This window comes from Streptomyces sp. NBC_01235 (assembly GCF_035989285.1).
In the GTDB taxonomy this organism is placed as follows: domain Bacteria; phylum Actinomycetota; class Actinomycetes; order Streptomycetales; family Streptomycetaceae; genus Streptomyces.
On record NZ_CP108513.1, the window covers coordinates 6628238 to 6652457 of the forward strand.

At 71.1% G+C, this 24220-nt stretch carries 29 protein-coding genes; 17 read left to right on the forward strand and 12 right to left on the reverse strand.

Features of this window, described 5'->3' with window-relative positions; all coding sequences use genetic code 11:
• Nucleotides 1-92 precede the first annotated feature (92 nt).
• On the forward strand, nucleotides 93-854 hold the full coding sequence (locus OG289_RS29725) for an LppU/SCO3897 family protein (protein WP_327317117.1): 762 nt from the start codon (nucleotides 93-95) through the stop codon (nucleotides 852-854).
• Between the two features lie 19 nt (nucleotides 855-873).
• On the opposite strand, the gene OG289_RS29730 is transcribed toward OG289_RS29725, so the two are convergent.
• Nucleotides 874-1275, reverse strand: coding sequence for a PLD nuclease N-terminal domain-containing protein (locus tag OG289_RS29730; RefSeq protein WP_327317118.1), 402 nt, complete (start codon nucleotides 1273-1275; stop codon nucleotides 874-876).
• Nucleotides 1276-1443: 168 nt separating this feature from the next.
• On the opposite strand from OG289_RS29730, the gene OG289_RS29735 reads away from it, so the two are divergent.
• The 9 genes from OG289_RS29735 (at nucleotide 1444) to OG289_RS29775 (ending at nucleotide 8583) form a co-directional block, all read left to right on the forward strand.
• Nucleotides 1444-2901, forward strand: a complete 1458-nt coding sequence (locus OG289_RS29735) for a menaquinone biosynthesis decarboxylase (protein WP_327317119.1) — start codon at nucleotides 1444-1446, stop codon at nucleotides 2899-2901.
• Nucleotides 2898-3800, forward strand: coding sequence for a menaquinone biosynthesis prenyltransferase MqnP (gene mqnP, locus OG289_RS29740; protein WP_327317120.1), 903 nt, complete (start codon nucleotides 2898-2900; stop codon nucleotides 3798-3800). Before OG289_RS29735 ends, mqnP begins: the two co-directional genes overlap by 4 nt.
• A gap of 157 nt (nucleotides 3801-3957) precedes the next feature.
• The gene (locus OG289_RS29745) at nucleotides 3958-4632 is read left to right on the forward strand and encodes a UbiX family flavin prenyltransferase (RefSeq protein ID WP_327320841.1); all 675 of its coding nucleotides are present in this window, start codon (nucleotides 3958-3960) and stop codon (nucleotides 4630-4632) included.
• Nucleotides 4633-4721: 89 nt separating this feature from the next.
• The gene (locus OG289_RS29750) at nucleotides 4722-5177 is read left to right on the forward strand and encodes an Lrp/AsnC family transcriptional regulator (RefSeq protein ID WP_054238669.1); all 456 of its coding nucleotides are present in this window, start codon (nucleotides 4722-4724) and stop codon (nucleotides 5175-5177) included.
• Nucleotides 5178-5276: 99 nt separating this feature from the next.
• Nucleotides 5277-6440, forward strand: coding sequence for an aminofutalosine synthase MqnE (gene mqnE / locus OG289_RS29755; RefSeq protein ID WP_327317121.1), 1164 nt, complete (start codon nucleotides 5277-5279; stop codon nucleotides 6438-6440).
• Nucleotides 6441-6499: 59 nt separating this feature from the next.
• Nucleotides 6500-7033, forward strand: coding sequence for a GNAT family N-acetyltransferase (locus OG289_RS29760; protein ID WP_327317123.1), 534 nt, complete (start codon nucleotides 6500-6502; stop codon nucleotides 7031-7033).
• 89 nt (nucleotides 7034-7122) lie between these two features.
• Nucleotides 7123-7431 carry a DUF4229 domain-containing protein gene (locus OG289_RS29765; RefSeq protein WP_327317124.1) on the forward strand — a complete coding sequence of 103 codons (309 nt, stop codon included), beginning with the start codon at nucleotides 7123-7125 and terminating at the stop codon, nucleotides 7429-7431.
• A gap of 50 nt (nucleotides 7432-7481) precedes the next feature.
• Entirely contained in the window at nucleotides 7482-8135 is a 654-nt protein-coding gene (locus tag OG289_RS29770) for a TetR/AcrR family transcriptional regulator (protein WP_327317126.1), read from the forward strand.
• Nucleotides 8136-8205: 70 nt separating this feature from the next.
• Nucleotides 8206-8583: a hypothetical protein gene (locus tag OG289_RS29775; RefSeq protein ID WP_327317127.1), complete on the forward strand. Its 378-nt coding sequence runs from the start codon at nucleotides 8206-8208 to the stop codon at nucleotides 8581-8583.
• Nucleotides 8584-8674: 91 nt separating this feature from the next.
• Here OG289_RS29775 and OG289_RS29780 read toward each other — a convergent pair whose 3' ends face one another.
• Together OG289_RS29780 and OG289_RS29785 are read right to left on the reverse strand one after the other, a co-directional pair.
• Nucleotides 8675-9508, reverse strand: a complete 834-nt coding sequence (locus OG289_RS29780) for a MaoC family dehydratase (RefSeq protein ID WP_442818971.1) — start codon at nucleotides 9506-9508, stop codon at nucleotides 8675-8677.
• Nucleotides 9509-9519: 11 nt separating this feature from the next.
• The gene (locus OG289_RS29785; RefSeq protein ID WP_327317129.1) at nucleotides 9520-10836 is read right to left on the reverse strand and encodes a 3-oxoacyl-ACP reductase; all 1317 of its coding nucleotides are present in this window, start codon (nucleotides 10834-10836) and stop codon (nucleotides 9520-9522) included.
• 113 nt (nucleotides 10837-10949) lie between these two features.
• Here OG289_RS29785 and OG289_RS29790 point away from each other — a divergent pair, with 113 nt between their 5' ends.
• The 3 genes from OG289_RS29790 to OG289_RS29800 all read left to right on the forward strand — a co-directional run bounded on the left by OG289_RS29790 (nucleotide 10950) and on the right by OG289_RS29800 (nucleotide 15071).
• The gene (locus OG289_RS29790; RefSeq protein WP_327317130.1) at nucleotides 10950-12296 is read left to right on the forward strand and encodes an acetyl-CoA C-acetyltransferase; all 1347 of its coding nucleotides are present in this window, start codon (nucleotides 10950-10952) and stop codon (nucleotides 12294-12296) included.
• A 274-nt stretch (nucleotides 12297-12570) separates the two neighbouring features.
• A complete protein-coding gene (locus OG289_RS29795; protein WP_327317131.1) occupies nucleotides 12571-14505 on the forward strand; it encodes an AMP-dependent synthetase/ligase in 1935 nt (644 codons plus the stop codon).
• Nucleotides 14506-14546: 41 nt separating this feature from the next.
• On the forward strand, nucleotides 14547-15071 hold the full coding sequence (locus tag OG289_RS29800) for a hypothetical protein (RefSeq protein ID WP_327317133.1): 525 nt from the start codon (nucleotides 14547-14549) through the stop codon (nucleotides 15069-15071).
• Between the two features lie 30 nt (nucleotides 15072-15101).
• On the opposite strand, the gene OG289_RS29805 is transcribed toward OG289_RS29800, so the two are convergent.
• Genes OG289_RS29805 through OG289_RS29815 form a run of 3 tightly spaced genes read right to left on the reverse strand, consistent with a single transcriptional unit; the run spans nucleotide 15102 to nucleotide 17180 of the window.
• Nucleotides 15102-16049 (reverse strand): aminoglycoside phosphotransferase family protein, encoded by a 948-nt coding sequence (locus OG289_RS29805; RefSeq protein WP_327317134.1) that lies wholly within the window; start codon nucleotides 16047-16049, stop codon nucleotides 15102-15104.
• A gap of 34 nt (nucleotides 16050-16083) precedes the next feature.
• The gene (locus OG289_RS29810) at nucleotides 16084-16326 is read right to left on the reverse strand and encodes a DUF397 domain-containing protein (RefSeq protein WP_327317135.1); all 243 of its coding nucleotides are present in this window, start codon (nucleotides 16324-16326) and stop codon (nucleotides 16084-16086) included.
• Entirely contained in the window at nucleotides 16323-17180 is an 858-nt protein-coding gene (locus OG289_RS29815) for a helix-turn-helix domain-containing protein (RefSeq protein WP_327317136.1), read from the reverse strand. The genes OG289_RS29810 and OG289_RS29815 overlap by 4 nt, the downstream gene beginning before the upstream one ends.
• Before the next feature lie 133 nt (nucleotides 17181-17313).
• On the opposite strand from OG289_RS29815, the gene OG289_RS29820 reads away from it, so the two are divergent.
• On the forward strand, nucleotides 17314-17742 hold the full coding sequence (locus OG289_RS29820; RefSeq protein WP_327317137.1) for an ATP-binding protein: 429 nt from the start codon (nucleotides 17314-17316) through the stop codon (nucleotides 17740-17742).
• Here OG289_RS29820 and OG289_RS29825 read toward each other — a convergent pair.
• The 5 genes from OG289_RS29825 to OG289_RS29840 form a co-directional block, all read right to left on the reverse strand.
• Nucleotides 17739-18257: a GNAT family N-acetyltransferase gene (locus OG289_RS29825; protein ID WP_327317138.1), complete on the reverse strand. Its 519-nt coding sequence runs from the start codon at nucleotides 18255-18257 to the stop codon at nucleotides 17739-17741. The genes OG289_RS29820 and OG289_RS29825 overlap by 4 nt on opposite strands.
• Nucleotides 18258-18267: 10 nt before the next feature.
• The gene (locus OG289_RS49790; RefSeq protein WP_442818972.1) at nucleotides 18268-18411 is read right to left on the reverse strand and encodes a hypothetical protein; all 144 of its coding nucleotides are present in this window, start codon (nucleotides 18409-18411) and stop codon (nucleotides 18268-18270) included.
• 63 nt (nucleotides 18412-18474) lie between these two features.
• The gene (locus tag OG289_RS29830) at nucleotides 18475-19158 is read right to left on the reverse strand and encodes a class I SAM-dependent methyltransferase (protein WP_327317139.1); all 684 of its coding nucleotides are present in this window, start codon (nucleotides 19156-19158) and stop codon (nucleotides 18475-18477) included.
• Nucleotides 19159-19211: 53 nt separating this feature from the next.
• Nucleotides 19212-19532, reverse strand: coding sequence for an AzlD domain-containing protein (locus OG289_RS29835; RefSeq protein ID WP_327317140.1), 321 nt, complete (start codon nucleotides 19530-19532; stop codon nucleotides 19212-19214).
• On the reverse strand, nucleotides 19529-20236 hold the full coding sequence (locus OG289_RS29840; RefSeq protein WP_327317141.1) for an AzlC family ABC transporter permease: 708 nt from the start codon (nucleotides 20234-20236) through the stop codon (nucleotides 19529-19531). The genes OG289_RS29835 and OG289_RS29840 overlap by 4 nt, the downstream gene beginning before the upstream one ends.
• Before the next feature lie 68 nt (nucleotides 20237-20304).
• Here OG289_RS29840 and OG289_RS29845 point away from each other — a divergent pair, with 68 nt between their 5' ends.
• On the forward strand, nucleotides 20305-20880 hold the full coding sequence (locus tag OG289_RS29845; RefSeq protein WP_327317142.1) for a helix-turn-helix domain-containing protein: 576 nt from the start codon (nucleotides 20305-20307) through the stop codon (nucleotides 20878-20880).
• Nucleotides 20881-21004: 124 nt separating this feature from the next.
• Here the strand turns inward: OG289_RS29845 and OG289_RS29850 are convergent, their stop codons facing one another.
• Nucleotides 21005-21208 (reverse strand): cold-shock protein, encoded by a 204-nt coding sequence (locus OG289_RS29850; RefSeq protein ID WP_003974443.1) that lies wholly within the window; start codon nucleotides 21206-21208, stop codon nucleotides 21005-21007.
• A 288-nt stretch (nucleotides 21209-21496) separates the two neighbouring features.
• On the opposite strand from OG289_RS29850, the gene OG289_RS29855 reads away from it, so the two are divergent.
• Nucleotides 21497-22354, forward strand: coding sequence for a menaquinone biosynthetic enzyme MqnA/MqnD family protein (locus tag OG289_RS29855; protein WP_327317143.1), 858 nt, complete (start codon nucleotides 21497-21499; stop codon nucleotides 22352-22354).
• A gap of 81 nt (nucleotides 22355-22435) precedes the next feature.
• The gene (locus OG289_RS29860) at nucleotides 22436-24178 is read left to right on the forward strand and encodes a serine/threonine-protein kinase (RefSeq protein ID WP_327317145.1); all 1743 of its coding nucleotides are present in this window, start codon (nucleotides 22436-22438) and stop codon (nucleotides 24176-24178) included.
• Nucleotides 24179-24220 lie beyond the last annotated feature (42 nt).

Genomic DNA, 24220 nt, shown 5'->3' on the forward strand with positions numbered 1-24220 from the left:
GTTGTCGCAGTCAGCGTAGAGCACTTGTCTTTCTAGAGTGATTTTCTAGAAAAGGCCTCCGATTGGGCTGCCCGCCCCTCCACACTGGGCCCGTGTCCTTGCCGGAGATTCCCATATCGCTCACGCCGCAGCAGGCCGCCGCCGGTGCCGTCGTCACCGTCCCCCTGCCGACCGGTGCCACCCGCGTCCGTATCCCGCCCGCCCGGGACGGCGACCTCGTCCGGGCCACGGTCGGCGACCAGGAGGTGCTGCTGCGCGTCCGCGTCACCGCCGTCGGCGCGGGCCCTTCGCGCGGCCTCCAGTGGCTCGGGGTGCTCGGCGTCGTCGCCGTGATCGTGTTCGCGGTGGTCCTGGCCGACGGGGCAGGTGACGACGACGGCAACTCGCCCGCCTCCGCTGCCGGTTCGTCGACGTACGAGCCCTACACCGACGACCCGTACAGCGACGACTCGTACACCGAGGACCCCTACTCGCAGGACCCGTACGCCGACGCCACGGACGATCCCGCCACGGGCGACCCCTACGCGGACGACACCGAGGACCCGTACGCCACCGGGGACCCCTACGCCACCGAGAGCGAGGCCCCCGACCCGTACGAGTCCGGGACCTGCCTCAACGGGACGCTCCCGGACTCCACGACCGCGCAGGAGGTCAGCGGCGTAGAGGAGGTCTCCTGCTCGGCGTCCGACGCCCACTACCAGGTGATCGAGACGATCCCCTTCACCTCGGACATGAGCAGGTGCGAGGCCGACTCCCGGACGCAGTACGCGTTCTCGTACCGCTACACGATCAACGGGGCCGCCGTCAACGAGTACGTGTACTGCCTGGTCGGCCTCGGCTCGTACGCGCGCTGAGAGCGGTGACCCGTAGGCCTCAGCTCTGCGGAGGCTGCGGGTCCTCGCCGGACTCGCGGCGCTTCAGCTCCTCCTCGCGGCGGCGCAGGTCGGCCTCCCAGTCCTTGAGGAGCCTCTCGTCCTTCTTGTTCTCGTCCTTCAGGGACTTGAGGAACTCGGGGTTGTCGTCCGGCGCGACGAACTCCGTGCGGTGGCCGCGGTGCCACTCCGACGGCGTGGCGCCACCCCCGGGCCCGCGGCGCGCCTTGCCGGCCACCAACCAGGCGACCGGCCCGACGAGCACCTCGCCGAAGAGCAGGATGATGATGACCCACACCACCTTCGGCAGCCCCCGCACCTCCTCCTCGGGGGTGTTCAGGCAGTCGATGAAGGCATAGATCCACAGCGCCAGGACCAGCAGGAACGGCAGATACCTGAGCATGGCGGCGGGATCTCCCAGAAGACGACGGCGGGGCGCGGGACAGCCCCGGTGACGGGGCCAGGGTAGCGGGTGGCCGCTGTGCCGTCCCGGGGGGCGACCCCCGGACCCCGGGCAGAAAAGCAGGGGCGGGCGTCAGGACAAAGCGGGCCCTCGGCGATACTGGGTCGCATGGCTTACGACGATCTTCGTTCCCTGCTCAGGGCACTGGAACGCGAAGGCGACCTCAAGCGCGTCAAGGCCGAGGTCGATCCGTATCTGGAGGTCGGGGAGATCGTCGACCGGGTCCAGAAGTCCGGTGGCCCGGCGCTGCTCTTCGAGAACGTGAAGGGCTCCACCATGCCCCTCGCGATGAACGTGTTCGGCACCGACCGCCGCCTGCTGAAGGCGCTGGGGCTGAAGTCCTACGGCGCGATCAGCGAGAAGATCGGCGGCCTGCTGCGCCCCGAGCTGCCGCACGGGTTCGTCGGCGTGCGCGAGGCGTTCGGGAAGCTCGGCGCGATGACGCACGTGCCGCCGAAGAAGGTGAAGCCGGGGGACGCGCCCGTCCAGGAGGTCGTCCTGTACGGCGACGAGGTCGACCTCGACGCCCTCCCCGCCCTCTTCACCTGGCCGCAGGACGGCGGCTCCTTCTTCAACCTGGGGCTCACCCACACCAAGGACCCGGAGTCCGGGATCCGCAACCTCGGCCTGTACCGGCTCCAGCGCCACGACAAGCGCACGATCGGCATGCACTGGCAGATCCACAAGGACAGCCGCAACCACTACCAGGTCGCGGCGCGCAAGGGCGAGAAGCTCCCCGTGGCGATCGCCTTCGGCTGCCCGCCCGCCGTCACCTACGCCTCCACCGCCCCGCTCCCCGGCGACATCGACGAGTACCTCTTCGCCGGGTTCATCGCGGGCAGGCGGATCGAGATGGTCGACTGCAAGACGGTGCCGTTGCAGGTGCCGGCGCAGGCGGAGGTCGTGATCGAGGGCTGGCTGGAGCCGGGCGAGATGCTCCCGGAGGGCCCCTTCGGCGACCACACCGGCTTCTACACCCCGCAGGAGCCGTTCCCGGCCCTGAAGATCGACTGCGTGACGATGCGGAAGCGGCCGCTGCTCCAGTCGATCGTCGTCGGCCGCCCGCCGACGGAGGACGGCCCCCTGGGCCGCGCCACGGAGCGCTTCTTCCTCCCGCTCCTGAAGATCATCGTCCCGGACATCGTGGACTACCACCTCCCCGAGGCCGGCGGCTTCCACAACTGCGCGATCGTCTCGATCGACAAGAAGTACCCCAAGCACGCGCAGAAGGTCATGCACGCGATCTGGGGCGCCCACATGATGTCCCTGACCAAGCTGATCGTGGTCGTCGACTCCGACTGCGACGTCCACGACCTGCACGAGGTCGCCTGGCGGGCGCTCGGCAACACGGACTACGCCCGCGACCTGTCCCTCGTCGAAGGCCCCGTCGACCACCTCGACCACGCCTCCTACCAGCAGTTCTGGGGCGGCAAGGCGGGCATCGACGCCACGAAGAAGTGGCCCGAGGAGGGCTACACACGGGACGGCGGCTGGCCGGAGATGGTCCTGTCCGACCCGGAGACGGCGGCGAAGGTCGACCGCCGCTGGAAGGAGTACGGGCTGTGAGTTCCGCATCAGCCGCGATCCCGCAGCCGGGGCGCACCAAGGCGTTCCTGCGCCTGGTGATGATCGAGCACTCCGTCTTCGCGCTCCCCTTCGCCTACATCGCCACCCTGACCGCGATGTTCCAGAAGGACGGCAACATCCACTGGGGCAGGCTGCTGCTGGTCACCGTCTGCATGGTGGGCCTGCGCACCTTCGCCATGGCGGTCAACCGGATCATCGACCGTGAGATCGACGCCCGCAACCCTCGCACGGCCCATCGCGAACTGGTGACGGGCGCGATGTCGGTCAAGCACGCCTGGACCGGCGCGCTGATCGCCGTCGCCGTGTTCCTCGGCTCGGCGGCCATGCTCAACCCGCTCTGCCTCGCCCTCGCCCCCGTCGCGGTCATCCCGATGGTGGTGTATCCGTACGGCAAACGGTTCACGAACTTCCCGCAGGCCATCCTGGGTCTGGCCCAGGCGATGGGCCCGATCGGCGGCTGGCTGGCGATCACCGGCGAGTGGTCCTGGGACGCGGTGATCCTGGGCCTGGCGGTGGGCATCTGGATCGGCGGCTTCGACCTGATCTACGCCTGCCAGGACGTCGAGACCGACCGCGAGATCGGCGTCATGTCGGTCCCGGCCCGCTTCGGCATCCCGGCGGCGATCCGGGGCGCCCGCGTCTGCCACGCGATCACGACGGCCCTGTTCGTCTGGTACGCCCTCGCCACCGACGCCGGCGCGTTCTTCTGGCTCGGCCTGCTGATCGTCGCGGGCGCGTTCGTCTACGAGCACACGATCGTGCGGCCCCATGACCTGTCCCGCCTGAACAGGGCGTTCTTCTCGACGAACGGTTTCATCGGCATCAGCCTGTTCGTGTGCGCGCTGATCGACCTGCTGGTGCGGGGGCTCACGGTGTAGTCCGTGGCGTGCGACGCGTGGACTCGGTGTACTCCGTATGGGTGAACGGGTGCGCGGAGGGAGCAAAGGAAGCGCACGGGCTCCACACCCGGCCGGTCCTGAAGACCTTTCCGCCCACCGGTACGCTCAAGGTGTGAACGCAGGAGAAACGCAGCGCGTGCCTTGGATCGTGGGGGTGTCCGGGGCGTCCGGTACGCCCTATGCCGCCGCCGTACTGCGTGCGCTGCTCGCCGTGGGCGAGAGCGTGGACCTGGTGGTCAGCCGGGCCTCGCGGCTCACGCTGCTCGACGAGACCGGGATCTCCTTCCGGGACGCGCACTGGCGGGACGACCTGCGGGAATGGCTGACGCGGGGGGCCGACGGCAAGCCGGGCACCTTTGACGTGGACCTCGGCGGCGGCCATGACGTCGACCCGGTGCGGTACTGGGGCGCGGGAGATCTCGCCGCCGGGCCGTCCTCGGGGTCGTATCCCGCCAAGGGGATGCTGATCGTCCCCGCCTCGACGGCCTGTGTCGCCGGTGTCGCCCTCGGGCTCTCCAAGGACCTCCTCCAGCGGGCGGCGAGCGTGACGCTCAAGGAGCGCCGGACGCTCGTCGTCGCCGTACGGGAGACGCCGCTGAACGGGCAGACGCTCCGTCACCTCGTCGCCCTGGACGACGCGGGCGCGAGTGTCGTGCCCGCCTCGCCGGCCTTCTACGCGGGCGCCACCCACATCCAGGACCTGGTGGACTTCGTCGCCGGCCGGGTCCTCGACGCGGCGGGGGTCGCGCACGGGCTGTATCGCCGGTGGGACGGCGAGCTGGGCGGCGCGAGCGGACCCCGGGCCACGTGAACGCCGTCTGAGCACGTCGCAGTACCTCTCAGCTCTGTCGCAGTACTTCTCAGCTCTTCAGGAACTTTGATCGGAAGGCTTCGATTCGCATGGACGCGGTGGACAGGCAGCTCATCCAGGCCCTGAGGGAGAACGGCCGGGCCTCCTACGCGGAGTTGGGGCGCCTCGTCGGACTGTCGGGACCCAGTGTCACCGACCGCATCAACCGGCTGGAGGCGGCCGGTGTCATCACCGGCTACCGCGCCACGGTGAACGCCGCCCAGCTCGGCCTCGGCGTCACCGCCCTCATCGGCATCTCCCTCTCCGACGCCGCCGACCACGAGGACGTGGCGAACCGGATGAAGGACCTCAGCGAGATCGAGGACTGCTGGTTCATCGCCGGCGACGACTCGTTCATGCTCAAGGTGCGGGCGAACGACGTGGACGGGCTGGAGCGGATCATCCGGCGGCTGTCGGGAACGAAGGGCGTCTCCCGGACCCGTACGACCATCGTGCTCTCCACGAAGTGGGAGAACCGGGTCGGGGAGCTGCCGGAAGAGGTCTGAGGAAGAGGCCCGAGCCCGCAGGCCGCAGGCCGGATGGGGGACCCCCGCCCGGAGGGTGGGGGAGTACGTTTAGCAGGTCTGTCTAGGAGAGGGAACATCATGGACGTCGGGCTCAAGCGCGAGCTGGAGGAGAAGGTCAGGGCCGGTGAGCGGCTGACCCGCGAGGACGGCATCGCGCTGTACGAGTCGGACGATCTGGCCTGGCTGGGCGGTCTCGCGCACGAGGTGCGCACGCGCAAGAACGGCGACGTCGTCCACTTCAACGTCAACCGTCACCTCAACATGACCAACGTGTGCACCGCGTCCTGCGCCTACTGCTCCTTCCAGCGCAAGCCGGGGGAGAAGGACGCGTACACGATGCGCATCGAGGAGGCGGTGAAGCTCGCCAAGGCGATGGAGAGCGACAACCTCACCGAGCTGCACATCGTCAACGGCCTGCACCCCAACCTGCCGTGGCGCTACTACCCGCGCTCGCTGCGGGAGCTGAAGGCGGCCCTCCCGGACGTCTCCCTGAAGGCGTTCACGGCGACGGAGATCCACCACTTCGAGACGATCAGCGGCCTGTCGGCGTCCGAGATCCTCGACGAGCTCATCGACGCGGGCCTGGAGTCGCTGACCGGCGGCGGCGCCGAGATCTTCGACTGGGAGGTCCGCCGGCACATCGTGGACCACCGCACCCACTGGGAGGACTGGTCGCGGATCCACCGCCTGGCGCACGAGAAGGGTCTCAAGACCCCGTGCACCATGCTGTACGGCCACATCGAGGAGCCGCGCCACCGGGTGGACCACGTCCTGCGCCTGCGCGAGCTCCAGGACGAGACCGGCGGCTTCCAGGTCTTCATCCCGCTGCGCTACCAGCACGACTTCGTGGACATGAAGGACGGCAAGGTCCGCAACCGCCTTCAGGCCCGCACGCAGATGGCCACGGGCGCGGAGGCCCTGAAGACCTTCGCGGTCTCGCGTCTCCTCTTCGACAACGTCCCGCACGTCAAGGTCTTCTGGGTCATGCACGGCGTCCAGACCGCGCAGCTCGCCCTCCAGCACGGCGCGGACGACATGGACGGCTCGGTCGTCGAGTACAAGATCACGCACGACGCCGACAACTACGGCACCCCGAACAAGCTGACCCGCGAGGACCTGCTGGACCTCATCCGTGACGCCGGCTTCCGCCCGGTGGAACGCAACACGCGCTACGAGATCATCCGCGAGTACGACGGCCCCGACCCGGCCCGCCGCGAGGCGCCGCAGCCGATGCGCGTGTGACACCCGGTCCGTTGGGCCGAAGGTTGAGCCGCGCGGGCGGTAATGGCTAGCCTGCCACTATGGCCCTTACTTTCACACTCGATCCCGCCGTCACCCCCGCCCTGCGTGACGGCGTCCTCGACCTCTGGACGGACGTCTCCAACGCGGGCGGGGCCGTCGGTTTCGTGGCGCCGGTGGAGCGGGAGGTGGTCCGGCCGGAGCTGGTCAAACACCTCGCGGCGATGGCCGAGGGCCGGCACCGGCTGCTCGTCGGGAAGGACGCGGCGGGAGAGGTCGCCGCGACGGCCTTCTTCTCCTTCAACACGCACCGGTTGCAGACGCACTGGGTCTGGCTCTACACGGTGATGGTGCACCCCCGCCACCAGGGCAAGGGGTACGGCCGGGACCTGCTCGCGGCCGCCGCCGACGCGGCCAGAGGCTTCGAGGGCATCGACGCGATCCGGCTCTCCTGCCGCGGCGGACTCGGCCTGGAACGCTTCTACGGCTCCTGCGGCTACAAGGAGGTCGGCCGGATCCCCGGCGCCATCCGGGTCGCCCCGGGAGACGACCGCGACGACGTCGTCATGCTGCTGCCGCTGGCCCGAGGCCACTGACCCGAGGCCGCAGGGGCGGCTGCAAGATCGGGAGTCCGGCGTGCTTCACTGGACGCCGGCCCCTTTTGGAAACGGAAGAGTGGATTGACATGCTCCGCTACACACTGATGCGCCTCGGTGTCTTCGCCGGCTGCCTCGTGGTCGTCTGGGGTCTCGTCTACTCGGGCGTCGTCCCGCGCGGCCTCGGCGACTCCAACATCATGTGGGTCGTCCTGCTCTCGCTGGTGATCTCCGCGCCGATCAGCTTCGTGGTGCTGCGCAAGGAGCGCGACCGCGCCTCGGTGACGGTCGTGGAGCGCGTGGACCGCATGAAGGCCAACCTGGAGGCCAACCGGTCCCAGGAGGACGCCACGGTCGACGAGACGACGCGTACCCAGGGCCGGACGCAGACCTCATAGCTGCTGCTCGGCGGGGGCCGGGTCCGGTCGGGCCCAACTACGCTGTGCGCATGGGTGCCGTGAAGACCAAGCGGATGCCGCGCGCGGTCCGTGAGCAGCAGATGCTGGACGCCGCCGTGGAGACCTTCGGCCGCCGCGGGTACATGGCCGCGTCGATGGACGAGATAGCCGAACTCGCGGGCGTGTCCAAGCCGTTGGTGTACCTGTACCTGAACTCCAAGGAAGACCTCTTCACCGCCTGTATCCGGCGCGAGGCCAAGGCGCTCGTCGAGGCGGTCCGCACCGGCGTCCGCACCGACCTGCCCGCCGACCGCCAACTCTGGGACGGACTACGGGCGTTCTTCGCGCACACCGCACAGCACCCGCACGCCTGGTCCGTCCTGCACCTCCAGGCCCGCACGCACGGCGAGCCGTTCGCCGGTGAGGTCGCGGCGATGCGCGAGGAGATCGTCGCGTTCGTCACCCAGCTGATCCTGGTCGCGGCCCGGGAGGCCCACCGGGACCCCGACCTGCCCGAACGCGAGGTCGCCGGACTCGCCGAGGCCCTCGTCGGCGCCGCCGAGTCCCTCGCCGCCTGGGCCAACACCACCGACGGCACCACGGCCCGCCAGGCGGCGGCGACTCTGATGAACTTCGCCTGGGCCGGCCTCGGCAACCTCATGGAGGGCCGCTCCTGGACTCCGCCGCCCGTGGCCGACGTATGACACCTGTCATGCCCGGCGGCGGACGCGGGACACTGGGCCGCCCCGGCCCGCCGCGCCTACCGTCTTCCCCATGACGAAGCCCGGCAAGGACCAGACGCGGAAGACGGACATCCGGATCGGCCTCATCGGCGGTCACCGGCTGAACGGGGCCACCCTCCACGAGCGCACCCTCGCCGTCTCCCTCGTCGGCGGCGCCGGCGTCGACCTGACCGGGGTGGAGATCCCGGACGGCGCCGAGCTGCGGATCACCAAGCTGAGCCTGATCGGCGGCGTCAGCCTCAAGGTCCGCCCCGACGTCCGGGTGGACGTCCGCGGTCTGCGCCTGGGCGGCGTCCAGGACCAGGGCCCGACCGAGCCGAACGGCCCGACCGTCCGCGTCGGGGCCTGGGGCCTCCTGGGCGGAGTCACGGTCCGCCGCGGCCGAGCGCTCCGCAGGCAAGTGCGGTGACCGGCCGTCGGCCCGCTGCGGCGCGTCGTGGCCCGTCGCGCCCACGCGTCGGAGCCGCAATTCGTACAGCCCCGCGCCCCTTCAGGGCATCTCAGTGGGCGAGTGGGTCCACTCGGCCGGTCACGTGCAGCCGTCCCGGTTCGTCCGCGCCGCGCAGTTCGAAGCGTTTGCCGTCCGTCGCGAACAGCACCGTTCCCGGCAGGAGCACCGGGGCCCGGAACTCCGCGCGGATGTGTACGGCCGGTGGGGTGCCTTGGGCGGCCAGGCAGCGGGCGACCGTCCACATGCCGTGGGCGATGGCGCGGGGGAAGCCGAACGGGCGGGCGGTGAGGGGGTGGAGGTGGATGGGATTGCGGTCGCCGGAGACGGCGCCGTAGCGGCGGCCGACGTCGGCGGCGAGGTGCCAGGTGTCCAGGACCGGGAGGGGGGCCGGTTCCGGGTCCTTGGGGGCGGGGGACGGCTGTGTGCGGTGCCGGGCCAGGTAGGTGCTGGTCGACTCCCAGACCAGTTCCCCGCCCTCCCTGAGCTCCGTGACGACGCACGCCTGCGTGCCGCGCCGATGCGGTGCCAAGTGGTCGACGTACACGCCGAGTTCGTACGTCCCGGTGGCCGCGGGAGCCCGGAGGCGGGTGATCTCGATCGACGTGTGGACGAGACCGAGCAGCGGCAGTGGGAAGTCGCGGCCGCTCATGATGCTCATCGCGAGCGGGAAGCCCAGCACGTGCGGGTAGGTGAGCGGCAGGGCGTCGTCGCCGGTGGGGAAGCCGCAGACCCGCTCGTAGCAGGACAGCCGGGTGAGGTCGATCCGCAGGCCGGGCACGACGAGCCGGTCGCCGGAGAACGCCGCTCCCGGGCGGGGCCGCTTGCAGAGGGACAGCAGCGCCCCCCGGGCGAGCAGGGGCCCGAGCGCCGGGACCCTCTTCACCGTGGTGTCCACTACGCCCCCAGCAGGCTCTGGCCGCACACCCGCACGACCTGCCCGTTCACCGCGCCGGAGGCGGGATGCGCGAGCCACGCCGTCGTCTCGGCGACGTCGACGGGCAGCCCGCCCTGCGCGAGGGAGTTCATCCGCCGGCCCGCCTCGCGGATGAACAGCGGCACCGCGGCCGTCATCTTCGTCTCGATGAAGCCCGGCGCCACCGCGTTCACCGTGACCCCGTGCCCGGCGAGCGCGCGCGGAGCGAGGGACCGGACCAGACCGGCGACGCCCGCCTTGCTCGCGCCGTAGTTCGTCTGCCCTGCGTTGCCCGCGAGCCCGGCGATGGAGGCGGTCGCCACGATCCGCCCGCCCGGCCGCAGGGCGCCCTTCGCGAGCAGCGCGTCCGTCGTGCGCAGCACGCTCGCCAGATTGACGTCCAGGACGGAACCCCACCTCTCGGCCGGCATGTTGACCAGCCGCCGGTCCCGGGTGATCCCCGCGTTGTGGATCAACACGTCCAGCCCGTCGGGGAGTTCGGCGGCGATCCGTTCACCCGCGTCGGCGGCCGTGATGTCGAGCGCGAGGGCGGTGCCGCCCAGCCGCTCGGCGACCCGACGGGCGTCCGCCTCGGCCTGCGGTACGTCCAGGACGACGACATGGGCGCCGTCTCTCGCCAGCGTCTCCGCGACCGCCTCGCCGATCCCACGCGCTCCGCCGGTGACGAGCGCGGTGCGGCCGGCGAGGGGCTGCGACCAGTCGCCGGGGCCCTCGGACCCGTCGGCCCCTGTCGCGATCACCTGGCCGCTGACGTAGGCCGACTTGGGGGACAGGAGGAAGCGCAGTGTGGACTCGGCGGCGGCCGCGTCGGTCAGCCGGACCAGGTTCACGGTCCTGCCCCGCCCGATCTCCTTGCCGAGGGACCGCACGAACCCCTCCAGGGCCTGCTGCACGGCCGCCTGGTGGTGGTCCTCGGCGTCGAGTGGCGCGCCGAGCACCACCACCCGCCCGCTCGCCGCGACCGACCGCACCACCGGGTGCAGGGCCGCGTGCACCTCGGCGAGCGAGTCGACGTCACGGACACCGGTCGCGTCGAGGACGACGGCGGCGGGGGCGCAGGCGGGGGCGGAGGGGCCGAGGGGGAGCCCCGCACGGGCCAGGACCGGCCCGAGGCCGGGGACCGTGGAGGTGCCCGCCGTGAGATGGAGCAAGTCGCCGTCCAGGGACGGACGTTCGGCCGACCAGCGTCTGAGTGGCGCCGGTTGCGGGAGCCCGAGCCGTCGGGTGAGGAGGCGGCCGGGTGCGGTGGCGGTGAAGCTCAGATAGCGGTCGGCCATGATGATCTCCCACGGGCTCGGCGCACACGAGAAACGGGATCCCGCGAGGGATCCTTACTCCGGAGTAAGGTTACCGTGGGTAAGTCTAGGTCAAGGGTGAGGAGCAGGTCGAGATGAGTACCTCGGAACCGTCGTCGGAACCGTCGAAGGTGACCTATCTGAGAGGGGCTCGGAAGAGCACCCCGGAGCCCCCGCGTGCCCGCCGCGTCGCCATCGTCGCCGGCACCCGCATCCCCTTCGCCCGCTCCGACGGCCCCTACGCCACCGCCTCCAACCAGGAGATGCTGACGGCGGCCGTGAACGGACTGGTGAACCGCCACGCGCTCGATGTCCCGGGCGTCGTGGGCGAGTTGGTCGCCGGCGCCGTTCTCAAGCACAGCCGTGACTTCAACCTGGCCCGCGAGACCGTCCTCGGCTCGAAGCTCGACGCCCGCACCCCCGCCTACGACATCCAGCAGGCCTGCGGCACCGGCCTCCAGGCCGTGATCGCCGCTGCCAACAAGATCGCCCTGGGCCAGACCGAGTCCGCGATCGCGGGCGGCGCCGACACCGCCAGCGACGCCCCTCTCGGCGTCAACGACCGCCTGCGCCGCATCCTTCTGGAGGCCCGCCGCGCCAAGTCGACCGGCGACCGCCTCAAGGCCCTCGCGCAGATCCGCCCCTCCCACCTGATCCCCGACATCCCGCGCAACGCCGAACCGCGCACCGGCCTGTCCATGGGCGAGCACGCGGCGGTCACCGCCCGCGCCTGGGGCATCGACCGCGAGGCCCAGGACGAACTGGCGGCCACCAGCCATCAGCGGCTCGCGGCCGCGTACGAGCGGGGCTTCTTCGGCGACCTGGTCGTCCCGTTCCGCGACCTGGCCCGCGACCAGAACCTGCGCCCGGACTCGACGGCCGAGCAACTGGCCCGTCTGAAGCCGGTGTTCGGCACCGACGGACCCGACCCGACCATGACGGCGGGCAATTCGACCCCGCTGACGGACGGCGCGGCCGTCGTGCTCCTCGCCTCCGAGGAGTGGGCCGAGGCGCGGGGCCTGGAGCCGCTCGCCTACCTGACCGCGTACGAGACGGCGGCCGTGGACTTCGTGCACGGCGACGTCGCCGACGGGCAGGACGGGTTGCTGATGGCCCCCGCGTACGCCGTCCCCCGCATGCTGGAGCGAACCGGTCTGCGCATCGAGGACTTCGACCTCTTCGAGGTCCACGAGGCCTTCGCCTCCCAGGTGTTGGCGACCCTCGCGGCCTGGGAGAAGCAGGGCCTGGCGCCCATCGACCGCGACCGGCTGAACGTCGCCGGTTCCTCCCTCGCGACCGGTCACCCCTTCGCGGCGACCGGTGCCCGTATCGTCGCGACGCTGGCCAAGCTGCTCGCCGAACAGCACGGCCCCGCAAGGGGGCTGATCTCGATCTGTGCGGCGGGCGGACAGGGTGTGACCGCGATCCTGGAGCGGCCGTGAAGGGCGGAACGAGCAGGCGGGCGGAACAAATGTGAAGGATCCTCATATAACCCCCGAGGCTGCACAGCCCTGACCCCGGAAACTCCCGGAACACGCACAAGCCCCCCACGTGAGCGCCGTACGATCCCCTACCTAACCGGCGGTAACCCCTGCCTTAGGGGGCCTTAGGGCCTCTTAGGGCCCCTTAGGGGCATCCCGGTTGAACGCCTCGGTGCGCGAAGCACGTACGTCATGCAGCAAGCAGTTTTCTCGCTGCACGCTCAGGGAGCCGCCCGTGTCCACCCCGTACTCAGCCGCAGGCGCGACATACGCCTCCGCCGACTTCCACGACGCTCCCCCCGCCCTTGTGGAACCCGAGACGCGACGACTGGACGGCGCCGTACGGGAGGCGTCCGTACCGGCGTTGGCGCGCTCGGTGACCTACGGCTCGCTCGCCGACCTGCCCTACGACAACGCGGCCGCCGCTCCCGAGACGGTGGTCCTCAGCCGCAAGGACACGGAGGGCGAGTGGACGGACATCACGGCCGAGCGCTTCGCGGCCCAGGTCCACGCGGTGGCCAAGGGGCTGATAGCGGAGGGGCTGGTGCCCGGGGACCGGCTCGCCATCATGGCCCGCACGACGTACGAGTGGACGCTGCTCGACTTCGCGGCCTGGGCGGCGGGCCTGGTCACCGTCCCCATCTACCCGACCTCCTCCGTCTTCCAGACCCGCTGGATCCTCCACGACTCCGGCGCGGTCGCCCTCGTCACCGAGACGGCCGGCCAGGCGGCCGCCCTCGGCCCCGAACTCGACCGGCTGCCCGACCTCCATCACCTGTGGGTCATGGAGAAGGGGCATGTGGACCGGCTGATCGAGGCGGGCGAGCACGTGCCGGACGCCGAGGTCGAGATCCGCCGGGGGATGCTCGTCCCCGACACGCTCGCCACCCTCATCTACACCTCCGGCACCACCGGCCGCCCCAAAGGCTGCGCGCTCACCCACGGCAACTTCTTCGCCGAGGTCGACAACGCGATCGAACTCCTCTACCCGGTCTTCAAGTCGAAGGGCGACGACGTCTCCGTCCTCCTCTTCCTCCCCATGTCCCACGTCTTCGGCCGGATGGTCGCCATCGCCTGCGTCCGCGCCCGCGTCCGCCTCGGCCACGCGCCCAGCCTCAAGTCCGACGACCTCCTCCCGGACCTGGCGGCCTTCAGACCCACCTGCCTCCTCGCCATCCCCTACATGCTGGAGAAGGTCTTCAACACGGCCCGCGCCAAGGCGGAGGCCGGCGGCCGGGTGTCCTCCTTCGACCGGGCGGTCGGCGTGGCCCGCCGCTACGGCGAGGCGGTCGAGGCGCAGAAGACCGGCACCGGCTCCGGCCCGGCGGCCACCCTCCGCGCGGCCCGCGCCTTCTACGACCCGCTCGTCTACCGCCGCATCCGCAACGCCATGGGCGGCCGCGTCCGCAACGCCATCTGCGGCGGCTCCCCGCTCGGCCGCCGCCTCTCCTCGTTCTACCTCGGCGCGGGCATCGAGATCTACGAGGGCTACGGCCTGACGGAGACGACGGCCGCGACCACGGTCACCCCGCCGCTGAAGCCGCGCCTGGGAACGGTGGGCTGGCCCCTGCCCGGCACGAAGATCCGTATAGCGGCGGACGGCGAGATCCTCGTCGCGGGCGAGCACGTGCTGCGCGGCTACTGGGACCCGGCGGGAGGGGGAGTGGTCCCCGCGGCCCCCGACGGCTGGCTCGCGACGGGCGACATCGGCGAGCTGGACGACGAGGGCTATCTGACGATCACCGGCCGCAAGAAGGAGATGATCATCACGGCGGGCGGCAAGAGCGTCGCCCCCGCGCCCCTGGAGAACTGGCTGCGCTCCCACCCCCTGATCTCCCAGGCCATGGTCCTCGGCGACGACCGCCCCTACGTCTCCGCCCTCCTCACCCTCGACCCCGACGGCCTCACCCACTGGCGCCAGATGAACGGCAAGCACCCGGTCCCGGCGGAACTGCTGATCCACGACGAGGAGCTGAACGCCGTCCTCCAGCGCGCGATCGACGAGGCCAACAAGCTGGTGTCCCGACCGGAGTCGATCCGCCGCTTCGCCATCCTGCCGGTCGACTTCACGGAGGCGGCGGGGCACCTGACCCCGTCGATGAAACTGCGCCGCGAGACGATCATGCGCGACTTCGCGGACCAGGTGGAGGGGCTGTACGCGCAGCACTAAAGGGTTCGCGGACGGGGCCCGGACCAGGGAGTATGCCGCTCGTGAACGGCATCGGCGGACGGAACGGCATCGAGTTCTTCCACTACCCCTGGGACGACCGTCCCACCGCCCTCGTCTGGGGCATCCGGGTCGACGGCACCGACCTGCGCGCGCTGACGGCCTGGTCGACCCGCGAGCTGTGGCGACCGGAACTGGAGGACCAGTTCGAGGACCAGGAGGGGGAGTCGGCCGAGCTGATCTGGCGCGGTCATGACGGCCTGGGAGTACGGGACTTCGAAGACCGCCCGGACCACTTCCTGACGGATGCAGGTGCTGGTGCTGACGCCGTCCCTCTCCTCGGCTGCCCCTGCGGCCTCTGGGCCTGCTGGCCCCTCATGGCGAGCCTGACGACGACCCTCACAACGGTGACGTGGTCGTCCTTCCACTACCCCGAGCGCGAGGAGTGGGGCGAGTTGCCGCTGGGCCCGTTCGTCTTCGAGCGGCAGGCGTACGAGACGGCGCTGAGGAACCCGCCGGTCCTGCCGGAGGACCCGCTGGGCCCGCCGCCCGCCGGACTGGGGGTGTGAGGGGACGAACGGTCGGTCGGCCTCAGGGCCTCAGGGGGTGAGTGCCTCCGCGGCCCGGTCCAAGAACCGGTTGAGGCGATCGAGAGCAGACCCGCCGCGAGCCCGCCGGAAGCCGTGCCGCCGCCCCCAGAAGGCGGCCTGGACGAGATGGAACTGCGCCCAGCGCCCGACCCGCTCCCGGTCGAGCCCGGCGGCCTCGGAGAAGAGGCCGAGGATCCGGTGGGCGGCGGAGCGCAGCCGTTCCGGTTCGTCGTCGAGGCCGACGTCGAGCATCCGCAGCCCGAGCGCCTTGAGCAACGTCCCGCCGTCGTACGCCGGATCCCCCACCCAGCCCTTGGGATCGACGGCCAGCCAGGGCTCGCGTTCGGCGCGCAGGACGTTACGGGCGTGGAGATCACCGTGGACGAGGAGATCGGGCTGGGCGTGTCCGAGTTCTCGTACGGTGCCCAGGGCGGCGTCGACCGCACGGGCGGAGAGGGCGTCGTCGAACTCCTTCTGATCGCAGAGGAGTTGACGCTCCCACCCGTCGGCCATGTCCCGCAACCGGGGCAGTCCGCCCGGCGGCGCGGGAACGGCGAGCCGCCGGCTGATCCGCCCGGCGACGACGGCGACCTCGTCGGTGTCCTCGACCTCGGCGAGGGACGATGCCCGGACCCGCTCCAGCAGCATCGCGAACCGTGAGTCGTCCCGCTCGTACAGCCGCACGGCACCCTGCCCGCCCCAGGCGGCGAACGCGTCGGGCTCGTGCACGTTGCCCGGGTGCGGAAACGAGACCTTGAGTACGGCGGGCGTGGCCCCGCCCCACACGACGGGGACGACGATCCCGACCCCGCCGTGGACGACGTCACCGTCGGGCACGCAGCCCCAGTGGTCGGTCAACTCGCCCAGGAGGGAGGGCAGCCGGGCGATCCAGTCGGCGCCGGCTTCTCCCTCACGGTCGACTGTGGCACGGACGAAGGTCTCCGGGACGTCGATCATTGCTCCAGTCTGGGCCAGTTGGCGGCCCCGACGTTCACTTCGTGGCGTACGTGAGGAAGCCGGCCCAGGCGGTGGCGGCGAGGGACAGTTCCGGTCCGGCGGGGTTCTTGGAGTCACGGACGTGGACGGTGTGGGGGCAGGCGGCGACTTCGAGGCACTCGCCGCCTTCGCCGCCGCTGTAGGTCGACTTGCGCCAGGTGTAGGCGGCTTCGAGGCACTCGCCGCCTTCGCCGTCGCTATAGCTGGACTTGAACCACGTGAGGTCCTTGCTGCTCATAGCCCCTCCAGCTTCTTCTCGATCAACGCCCGGGAATCCTCAGGCGAGAGAGCCACCGCCCGCATGATCCCATAGCGGTCGGCGATCGTCCGTACCTCTTGGGGGTCGGTGATCAAGCGTGGGTATCCCTGGACCTCGGTGTACGCCACTTGTGGATGCTTCATAGGCGTCAGCAAGTTGAACGCGCCGCCCATATTGGGGTGGTTCTCGATCCTGGTCGGCATCACCTGGATTTCAACATTCCGCCGGTCCCCGATGCGCAGCAATTGCTTCAGCTGCTCCTCCTGGACGGTTCGACCGCCGATGGGCCGATCCAGAACGACCTCTTCGAGCACGTAACTGACGGTGGGCGAAGGCCAACGCTCCAGGACCTGTTGGCGTGCCAGCCGGTCGGCCACGCGCTTCTCGATGGTCTCCTCGTCGAGCAGCGGCCGTCGGCGGGAGAACATGGCCCACGCGTAGTCCCTGGTCTGCAACAGGCCCGGCACACCCTGGTTGGCGTAGAAGTGCAGCTCAACCGCCTCCGCCTCCAAGGCCGCGTAACTCCGGTACCACTCGGGATGTCGCGTCCGAACCTTGCCCATCGCCTCCTTGACCTCAGGGATCGCCTCCTTGAGAAGGCCCCCGGCGTCCAGCAGGCCGTCCGCCTGCTCCAGCACTTCCGTCCGGATGAGGCGTACCCCCCGCTCCATGGACGAGATGGCATCCGGCCCGTACCCCACCATCTGCCCGAACTCCTTCTGCGTAAGCCCCTTCCGCTCCCGCAGAAGTTTCAACTGCTTGCCGAGCGCGGTGAACAGCCCCGTCGTCCCGTCGGCCTCGGCCGGTGTCTCCGGCCTGCGCTCATCCTTCACTCACGGCACCGCCTTCACGTCTTCCTGGTCACGACCGACGACCCGTACACCCGCCCCACCGCAGCCGTACGGCTACACAGAGTCGCCAAGTCGCCCCTGGCCAGGGTAGATACAACCGACCACGCTGAGTCAGGTGAACTCCGAAATCTCCACCCAGATCTCCACCCCCCACGGTGAGCTGACCCTGCGCCTCAGCTCCACCCCGCGCGGTGCCCGCCTGGCCCGCCGCCTCGCCGCGCAGCAGCTCACGGACTGGGGATACCCGCACGACGGCGACGCCAACTACACCGCGCAGCAAGTCGTCGCGGAGCTCGCCGCCAACGCCGTCACGCACGGACGCGTGCCCGGCCGGGACTTCGAACTGCGGCTGCTGCTCCTCGCGGAGGACACGCTGCGTGTCGAGGTGAGTGACGCGCGCGGGGACCGGCAACTGAGGATCGTCACGAACCCGGAGGAGGAGGGCGGCCGGGGCCTGATCCTCGTCTGGGTCCTGGCCCGTACGTGGGGTGTCGCGGAGCGGGCCGTCGGCAAGACGGTGTGGGCCGAACTGCCGCTCACCTAGGGCGCGTCGTCCCGCAGCACGCTGTAGGAAAGGCTGTCGCGCCAGCGCCCGTCCCGGAACACGACGCTGCGCAGGACGCCCTCGCGGGTGAAACCGACTTTCTCCAGGGCGCGTTGCTCGGCGATGTTCTCCACATCGGTGTGCGCCTCGATCCTCATGACGGGCGTGTGCGCGAACAGGTAGCGGGCCAGGAGGCGTTGGGCCTGTGTTCCGACGCCGCGTCCCTGGGCCTGTGGCAGCAGCTGGATGCCCATGTTCCAGAAGTACGAGCCGGGCACGGTGACGACCTTGCGCCAGGCCACGAAGCCGAGTGGCTCCGTGCCGGACGTCACCATCAACAGGCCGCCGTCGTCGGAGAGCATGCCGTTCTCGGCCCAGCGGCGCCTGAAGCGCCCCGGGTCCGCCCAGCCGAACCACGCGAACGGCCCGGCGGCCTCGGGGTCGACCAGAAACTGTTCCAGCATCGGCAAGTCGTCCTCGCGGACGGGACGCAGGCGCACGGTGTCGTCGATCACCCGGGCCACGCTAGCTGTCTTCCTGCCGGGATGGGGCGGCCAAGGCAACAGGCAGTCGAACACGACCCCCGCCATGCGTCCCAGCCGCCTTCCGGTTCCCCCGCCCCCGTTCCGCCGCCATGGCCGCCGACACGATCGCCTGGACGTCCGCCACGTCGACATCGCCCCGGACCGCGCCTGCTTCCTGGGCTCGGACGAGCAGTTCTCGTCGGGAGACTCAGGCCTTCGTCGGCCTGTGGGCGATCAGCAGGGCCTGGGGGGTCGACTCGCCTCGGTCGGGCTCCGCCTGGCGAACCGTGCTCGACCACATCGTGAAGCCGGCCGACGTCAGTAGCTCGGCCATCTGCTCGGGGCGGCGGCGTTCGAAGTCGAGGGCGACCGGGTGGCCCCAGGGGCGGTCGTGGTGGCGGGGCTCGTCGCCGACCTGGAAGCCGAGGAGGAGGTGGCCGCCGGGGGTGAGGACGCGGTGGAACTCGGCGAAGAGGGCGGGGAGTTCGCCCACAGGGGTGTGGATGGAGGAGTAGAAGGAGACGACGCCGTCGAGGGAGCCGTCCGCGTGCCCGTCCAGCTTGAGCATCGAGCCCTGCTCGAACCGGATCCCCGGGTTCTCGCGCCGCGCGATCGCCAGCATCGACTCCGACAGGTCGAGCCCGGACACGTCGAGCCCGAGCGAGGCGAGGAACCCCGTCGTCCGGCCGGGTCCGCACCCCAGGTCGGCCACCCGGCCGCCGGCGCCGACGAGTTCGGCGTACGCCGTGAGCACGGCCCGCTCCAGCGGCATCGTGGTGAGCGCGTCACGGAAGCGTTCGGCGTAGTCCTCGGCGACGGTGTCGTAGAAGGTGCGGGTGGCGGTCAGGAAACCGGGGGCGGGGTCTGTGGTGTGGTCGGTGGTGTCGGTCATGGGTCGGGACCCTAGTCGGGCCCACTGACAACCGGGGGGTGTTCCAGGCCGTTCTAAGCCACGCCCAGTGCCCGCAGGCCCCCGGCCGTCGCCGCCGCCCCCAGCACCACCACAGCGAACGGCGCCCGCCTCCACGCCAGGGCCCCGCCCGCCAGCACCCCGGCCGGACGCGCCCACCCGGCGAAGCCGCCACCCTCGGTCAGCGCGCCCGTGGCCAGCAGCGCGACCAGCAGGACCACCGCCCCGGCGGACAGCAACTCCTGCACCCGGGCGGGCAGTTCCACCCGCCCGTGCAGTGCGGGGCCGACCAGCCGGAGGGCGTACGTCCCCACCGCCAGCGTCAGGATCAAGGTCAAGGTGCCCGTCGCGCTCATGCTGCCGGCCTCCTGTGGCCGCGCCCGTACAGCGCCAGGCCGGTCAGGGCGAGCAGTACCGGCACCCCGGCCGGGACGACCGGTGTCGCCGCCAGGGCGAGGGTCGCGCCGAGTGCGGCGGGGCGGCGTAGGCGGGCATCCTTGCGCAGCGTCGGCAGGACCAGGGCCACGAGGACGGCGGGGAAGGCCGCGTCCAGGCCGTAGGTCGCCGTGTCGCCGAGGGCGCTCCCGGCGAGGGCGCCCGCGAGCACGCCCGTGTTCCAGACGGCGAACAGGCCGAGGCCGGAGATCCAGAAGGCGGCGCGGCGGCGGGCGGGGTCCGGCTGGGCGAGGGCGAAGGCGACGGTCTCGTCGGTCACCAGGTGCGCGCCGAGGAGACGGCGCGCGCGGCCGGGGCCGAGGAGGTCGGCGACCGCGAGGCTGAAGGCGGCGTTGCGGGTGTTGAGGAGGAGGCCGGTCGCGGCGGCGGCGAGCGGACCGCCCCCGGCCAGCAGCACGCCGACCGCGCTGAACTGGGCGGAGCCCGCGTACACCACCAGCGACATCACCACCGGCACCCAGACCGGCAGCCCCCCGGCCACGGAGATCGCGCCGAAGGACACACCCACCACCCCGCCGGCCAGCCAGACGAGTGAACTGTCGCGGACGAGGGGGCGGAACAGGGGGCCGGTCACGGCTGAGGGTGTTCGTTGTAGCGAACGCATGTTTTCTATACTGGACAGACCGGCCACTGTTCGTCAAGCCGAACGACCGTACCGATGGAGCGAACGACATGTCCGACCCGGCGTCCCCGCCCCCCTCCCGCCTGCCCCTGGACTGGATCGCCGCCGCCCTGCGCCGCGAGCGCACCCGCGCCGGGCTCTCCCTCTCCGAGCTGGCCAAACGTGCCGGCATCGCGAAGTCCACGCTGTCGCAACTGGAGGCGGCGAGCGGCAATCCGAGCATGGAGACGATCTGGGCGCTGGGTGTGGCGCTGGGCGTGCCGTTCGCCACGCTCGTCGAGCCGCCGGTCTCGGCCGTCCGGGTGATTCGCGCGGGGCAGGGGCCCACGGTCGCCTCGGAGCAGGCGCCGTACGTGGCCACGCTGCTGTCGGCCAGCCCGCCGGGCGCGCGGCGGGACATCTACCACCTGCGGGCGGAGCCGGGTGCGGTACGGGAATCGGAGCCACACATTCCGGGCACGGTCGAGCATCTGATCGTCAGTACGGGACGGGTGAAGGCAGGCCCGGCCGGGGAGCTGGTGGAACTGGAGCCGGGGGACTACCTGACCTACCGGGGGGACGTGCCGCACTCGTACGAGGCGCTGGCGCCGGGCACGACGTTCGTGCTGGTCATGCAGCACGTCTGAGAGGCCGGCCGAGGGCCGCCCGAGGGGCGCCAGGGCGGTGCGCCAAAGGCAGGAGCCCCGTGCCGTAACCGGCACAGGGCTCCTTGGGTACTGCTCTCAGACTTGCGATCTCAGGGTGTGAAGATCAGACGGGGGTGACGTTCTCCGCCTGGGGACCCTTCGGGCCCTGCGTCACGTCGAAGGAGACCTGCTGGTTCTCCTCGAGCGAACGGAAACCCTGCGCGTTGATCGCGGAGTAGTGGACGAAGACGTCGGGGCCGCCGCCTTCCTGGGCGATGAAGCCAAAGCCCTTTTCGGCGTTGAACCACTTCACGGTTCCGGTAGCCATAAGCCCTCCTTGGGCCCAAAGGGTTGCCCTGCTCCAGAACCCTGCAAGCGTGAAAGCAAGTGCCGCACAACTGCATACGTCTGAAAACGACGAGAGCCCGCGGTTACATGCTCCGCAGGCTCTGTACTGCAAGGGAAACCAAACTGCAACTTGCGGCGAGCCTAGCATGCAGGCAGCCGAAAGCAATAGAGGTCAAGATCACGTCACCCGGATGTTTGAACGTCTCGGAAACGGGTTGACTCGGGGGTCGGAGTCCGCAGCGTACCCGAAGGGGTCTAGCCTCGCGATGTGGACAATTCTCGCACCCGGCCGCGCGTCGGCCACATCCAGTTCCTCAACTGCCTGCCCCTCTATTGGGGGCTCGCGAGAACCGGCACCCTCCTCGACTTCGAGCTGACGAAGGACACCCCCGAGAAGCTCAGCGAGCGGCTGGTGCGGGGCGACCTCGACATCGGACCCGTCACCCTCGTCGAGTTTCTCAAGAACGCCGACGACCTGGTTGCCTTCCCCGACATCGCCGTCGGCTGCGACGGCCCGGTGATGTCCTGCGTGATCGTCTCGAAGGTCCCGCTGGAGGAGCTGGACGGCGCCCGGGTCGCCCTCGGCTCGACCTCCCGCACCTCCGTACGCCTCGCCCAGCTCCTGCTGGCGGACCGTTTCGGCGTCCGGCCCGACTACTACACATGCCCGCCCGACCTCAGCCTGATGATGCAGGAGGCCGAGGCGGCCGTACTCATCGGCGACGCCGCACTGCGGGCCAACCTGCTGGACGGACCGCGCTTCGGCCTGGAGGTGCACGACCTCGGCACGCTCTGGAAGGAGTGGACCGGCCTGCCCTTCGTCTTCGCGGTGTGGGCGGCCCGCCGGGAGTACCTGGAGCGCGAGCCGGTCATCACCCGCGAGGTCCACCGGGCCTTCCTCGACTCCTGCAGCCTCTCCCTGGAGGAGGTCGGCAAGGTCGCCGAGCAGGCGGCCCGCTGGGAGGAGTTCGACGAGCAGGTCCTGGAGCGGTACTTCACCACCCTCGACTTCCGCTTCGGCGCACCCCAGCTGGCGGCCGTGACCGAGTTCGCCCGCCGCGTCGGCCCGACGACGGGCTTCCCGGCGGACGTGAAGGTGGAACTGCTCCAGCCCCGTTCTGCGTAACCTGCTGCAGAGTCCTACGGGTCTTTACGGGGCCCATGCCCACAGGGTGCGCGGGTCCTCACGGGGGAGGGGTGGACGTCCATGCAGCCGCTCGGAGCCGACGAACCCACGGCCGTGGGGCCCTACCGGCTGCTCGGCCGGCTCGGGTCCGGCGGGATGGGCCGCGTCTACCTGGGCCGCAGTGCCGGTGGCCGCACGGTCGCCGTCAAGATCGTGCACCCGCACCTCGCCCTCGACGAGGAGTTCCGCGCCCGCTTCCGGCGCGAGGTCGAGGCCGCGAGGCGGGTCGGCGGGGCGTGGACCGCGCCGGTCCTGGACGCCGACCCGGAGGCGACGATCCCGTGGGTCGCCACCGGCTACGCGGCCGGACCCTCCCTGGCCGCCGCGGTCACCTCCGGCGGCGGACCGCTGCCCGAGACTTCCGTACGGGTCCTGGGCGCGGGCCTGGCGGAGGCGCTCGCGACCGTGCACGCGCTGGGCCTGGTGCACCGGGACGTGAAGCCGTCCAACGTCCTGCTGACCGTCGACGGACCGCTGCTGATCGACTTCGGCATCGCCCGCGCGACCGACGGCACGGCATCGCTCACCTCGACCGGCGTCTCCGTCGGCTCGCCCGGTTACATGGCCCCCGAGCAGATCCTCGGCAAGGGCGCGTCCGGCGCCTCCGACGTCTTCTCCCTCGGCGCGGTGCTGGCGTACGCGGCGACCGGGCGGCCCCCGTTCCCCGGAGACTCCTCGGCCGCCCTCCTCTACAAGGTCGTCCACGAGGAGCCCGAACTGGGGGGACCGGACGGCGAACTGCGCGGCGAACTCCGGTCGGTGGTCGAGTCCTGCCTGTCCAAGGACCCGACCGCACGGCCGTCCCCCGCCGAGTTGGCCCGCCGGCTCGCCCCCGAGGGCGCGGCCCGGCTGGTGGCGGGCGGATGGCTGCCGGGGCCGCTGGTGGAGCAGGTGGGGCGGAGCGCCGTACGACTGCTGAACCTGGAGGGGGCGGCAGCGGGTCCGGGGGCAGGTGGGAGCGTGGGTGCGGGTGCGGCGGCTGTCGTGTCCGGGCCGGTGGGGTTCAGCAGTCCGGCGGTGACATCGGGGGAACCGGCGCCGACGGTGGGGGAGTTCGGGCCGCCGCCGGTCATGGGCGGGAGCGCCGCCGCCACACCGGTGGACGCACCGGCTTCCCTGCCCGCGCCCCGGGACGCCGAGCCGGCGGCTGCCGGAGCCGGACGTCCCGGCAAGGTCTCCGTCACCGTGGCGGCCACCGCGACACCCGGCGAGGGCGGGCGCGGACGGCGGCTGAGCTGCACCGTCGCGCTGGCGGTCGCGGGAGCGATGGCGACGGTGACGGTCGGTTCGGTGTTCCTGTTCCACCTGCTGCCGAACGGAGACGACGACGCCGGGGGCTCCGACGCCGGCGCCTATTCCTCGGCGCCGGCGGCCGGTTCGAGCTCCGGCGCCACCGACGGAGATGCGCCCACCGCGCTCCCGGCCCGCTACGTCGGCACCTGGGAGGGCCAGGGCACCGGCCTCGACGGCTCCCTCCCGATGGGCACGTTCCGGGTGACGGTCCAACAGGCGGACGTGGGCGAGAAGTTGGGGGAGCTGCGACAGACGGATGTGCTCGGCGGCGTCTGTCTCGACGTCCTGACGCTGAAACAGGTGACGGGGAAGGAGGTGGTCGCGACCTCCGTGGGAGCGAAGAGCAACCACGCGGGTTGCAATCCGACAGCCCACACGATCCGGCTCACCCCGACCGGCGACGACCTGACCTACGCCTCGGACAGCGCGGCCGAGGGCAATCCGGTGGCGCGGATGTCGAAGGTCGAATAGCGGTCACTACTGTGTCTGCGAACGCGAACGCGATCACAGGGC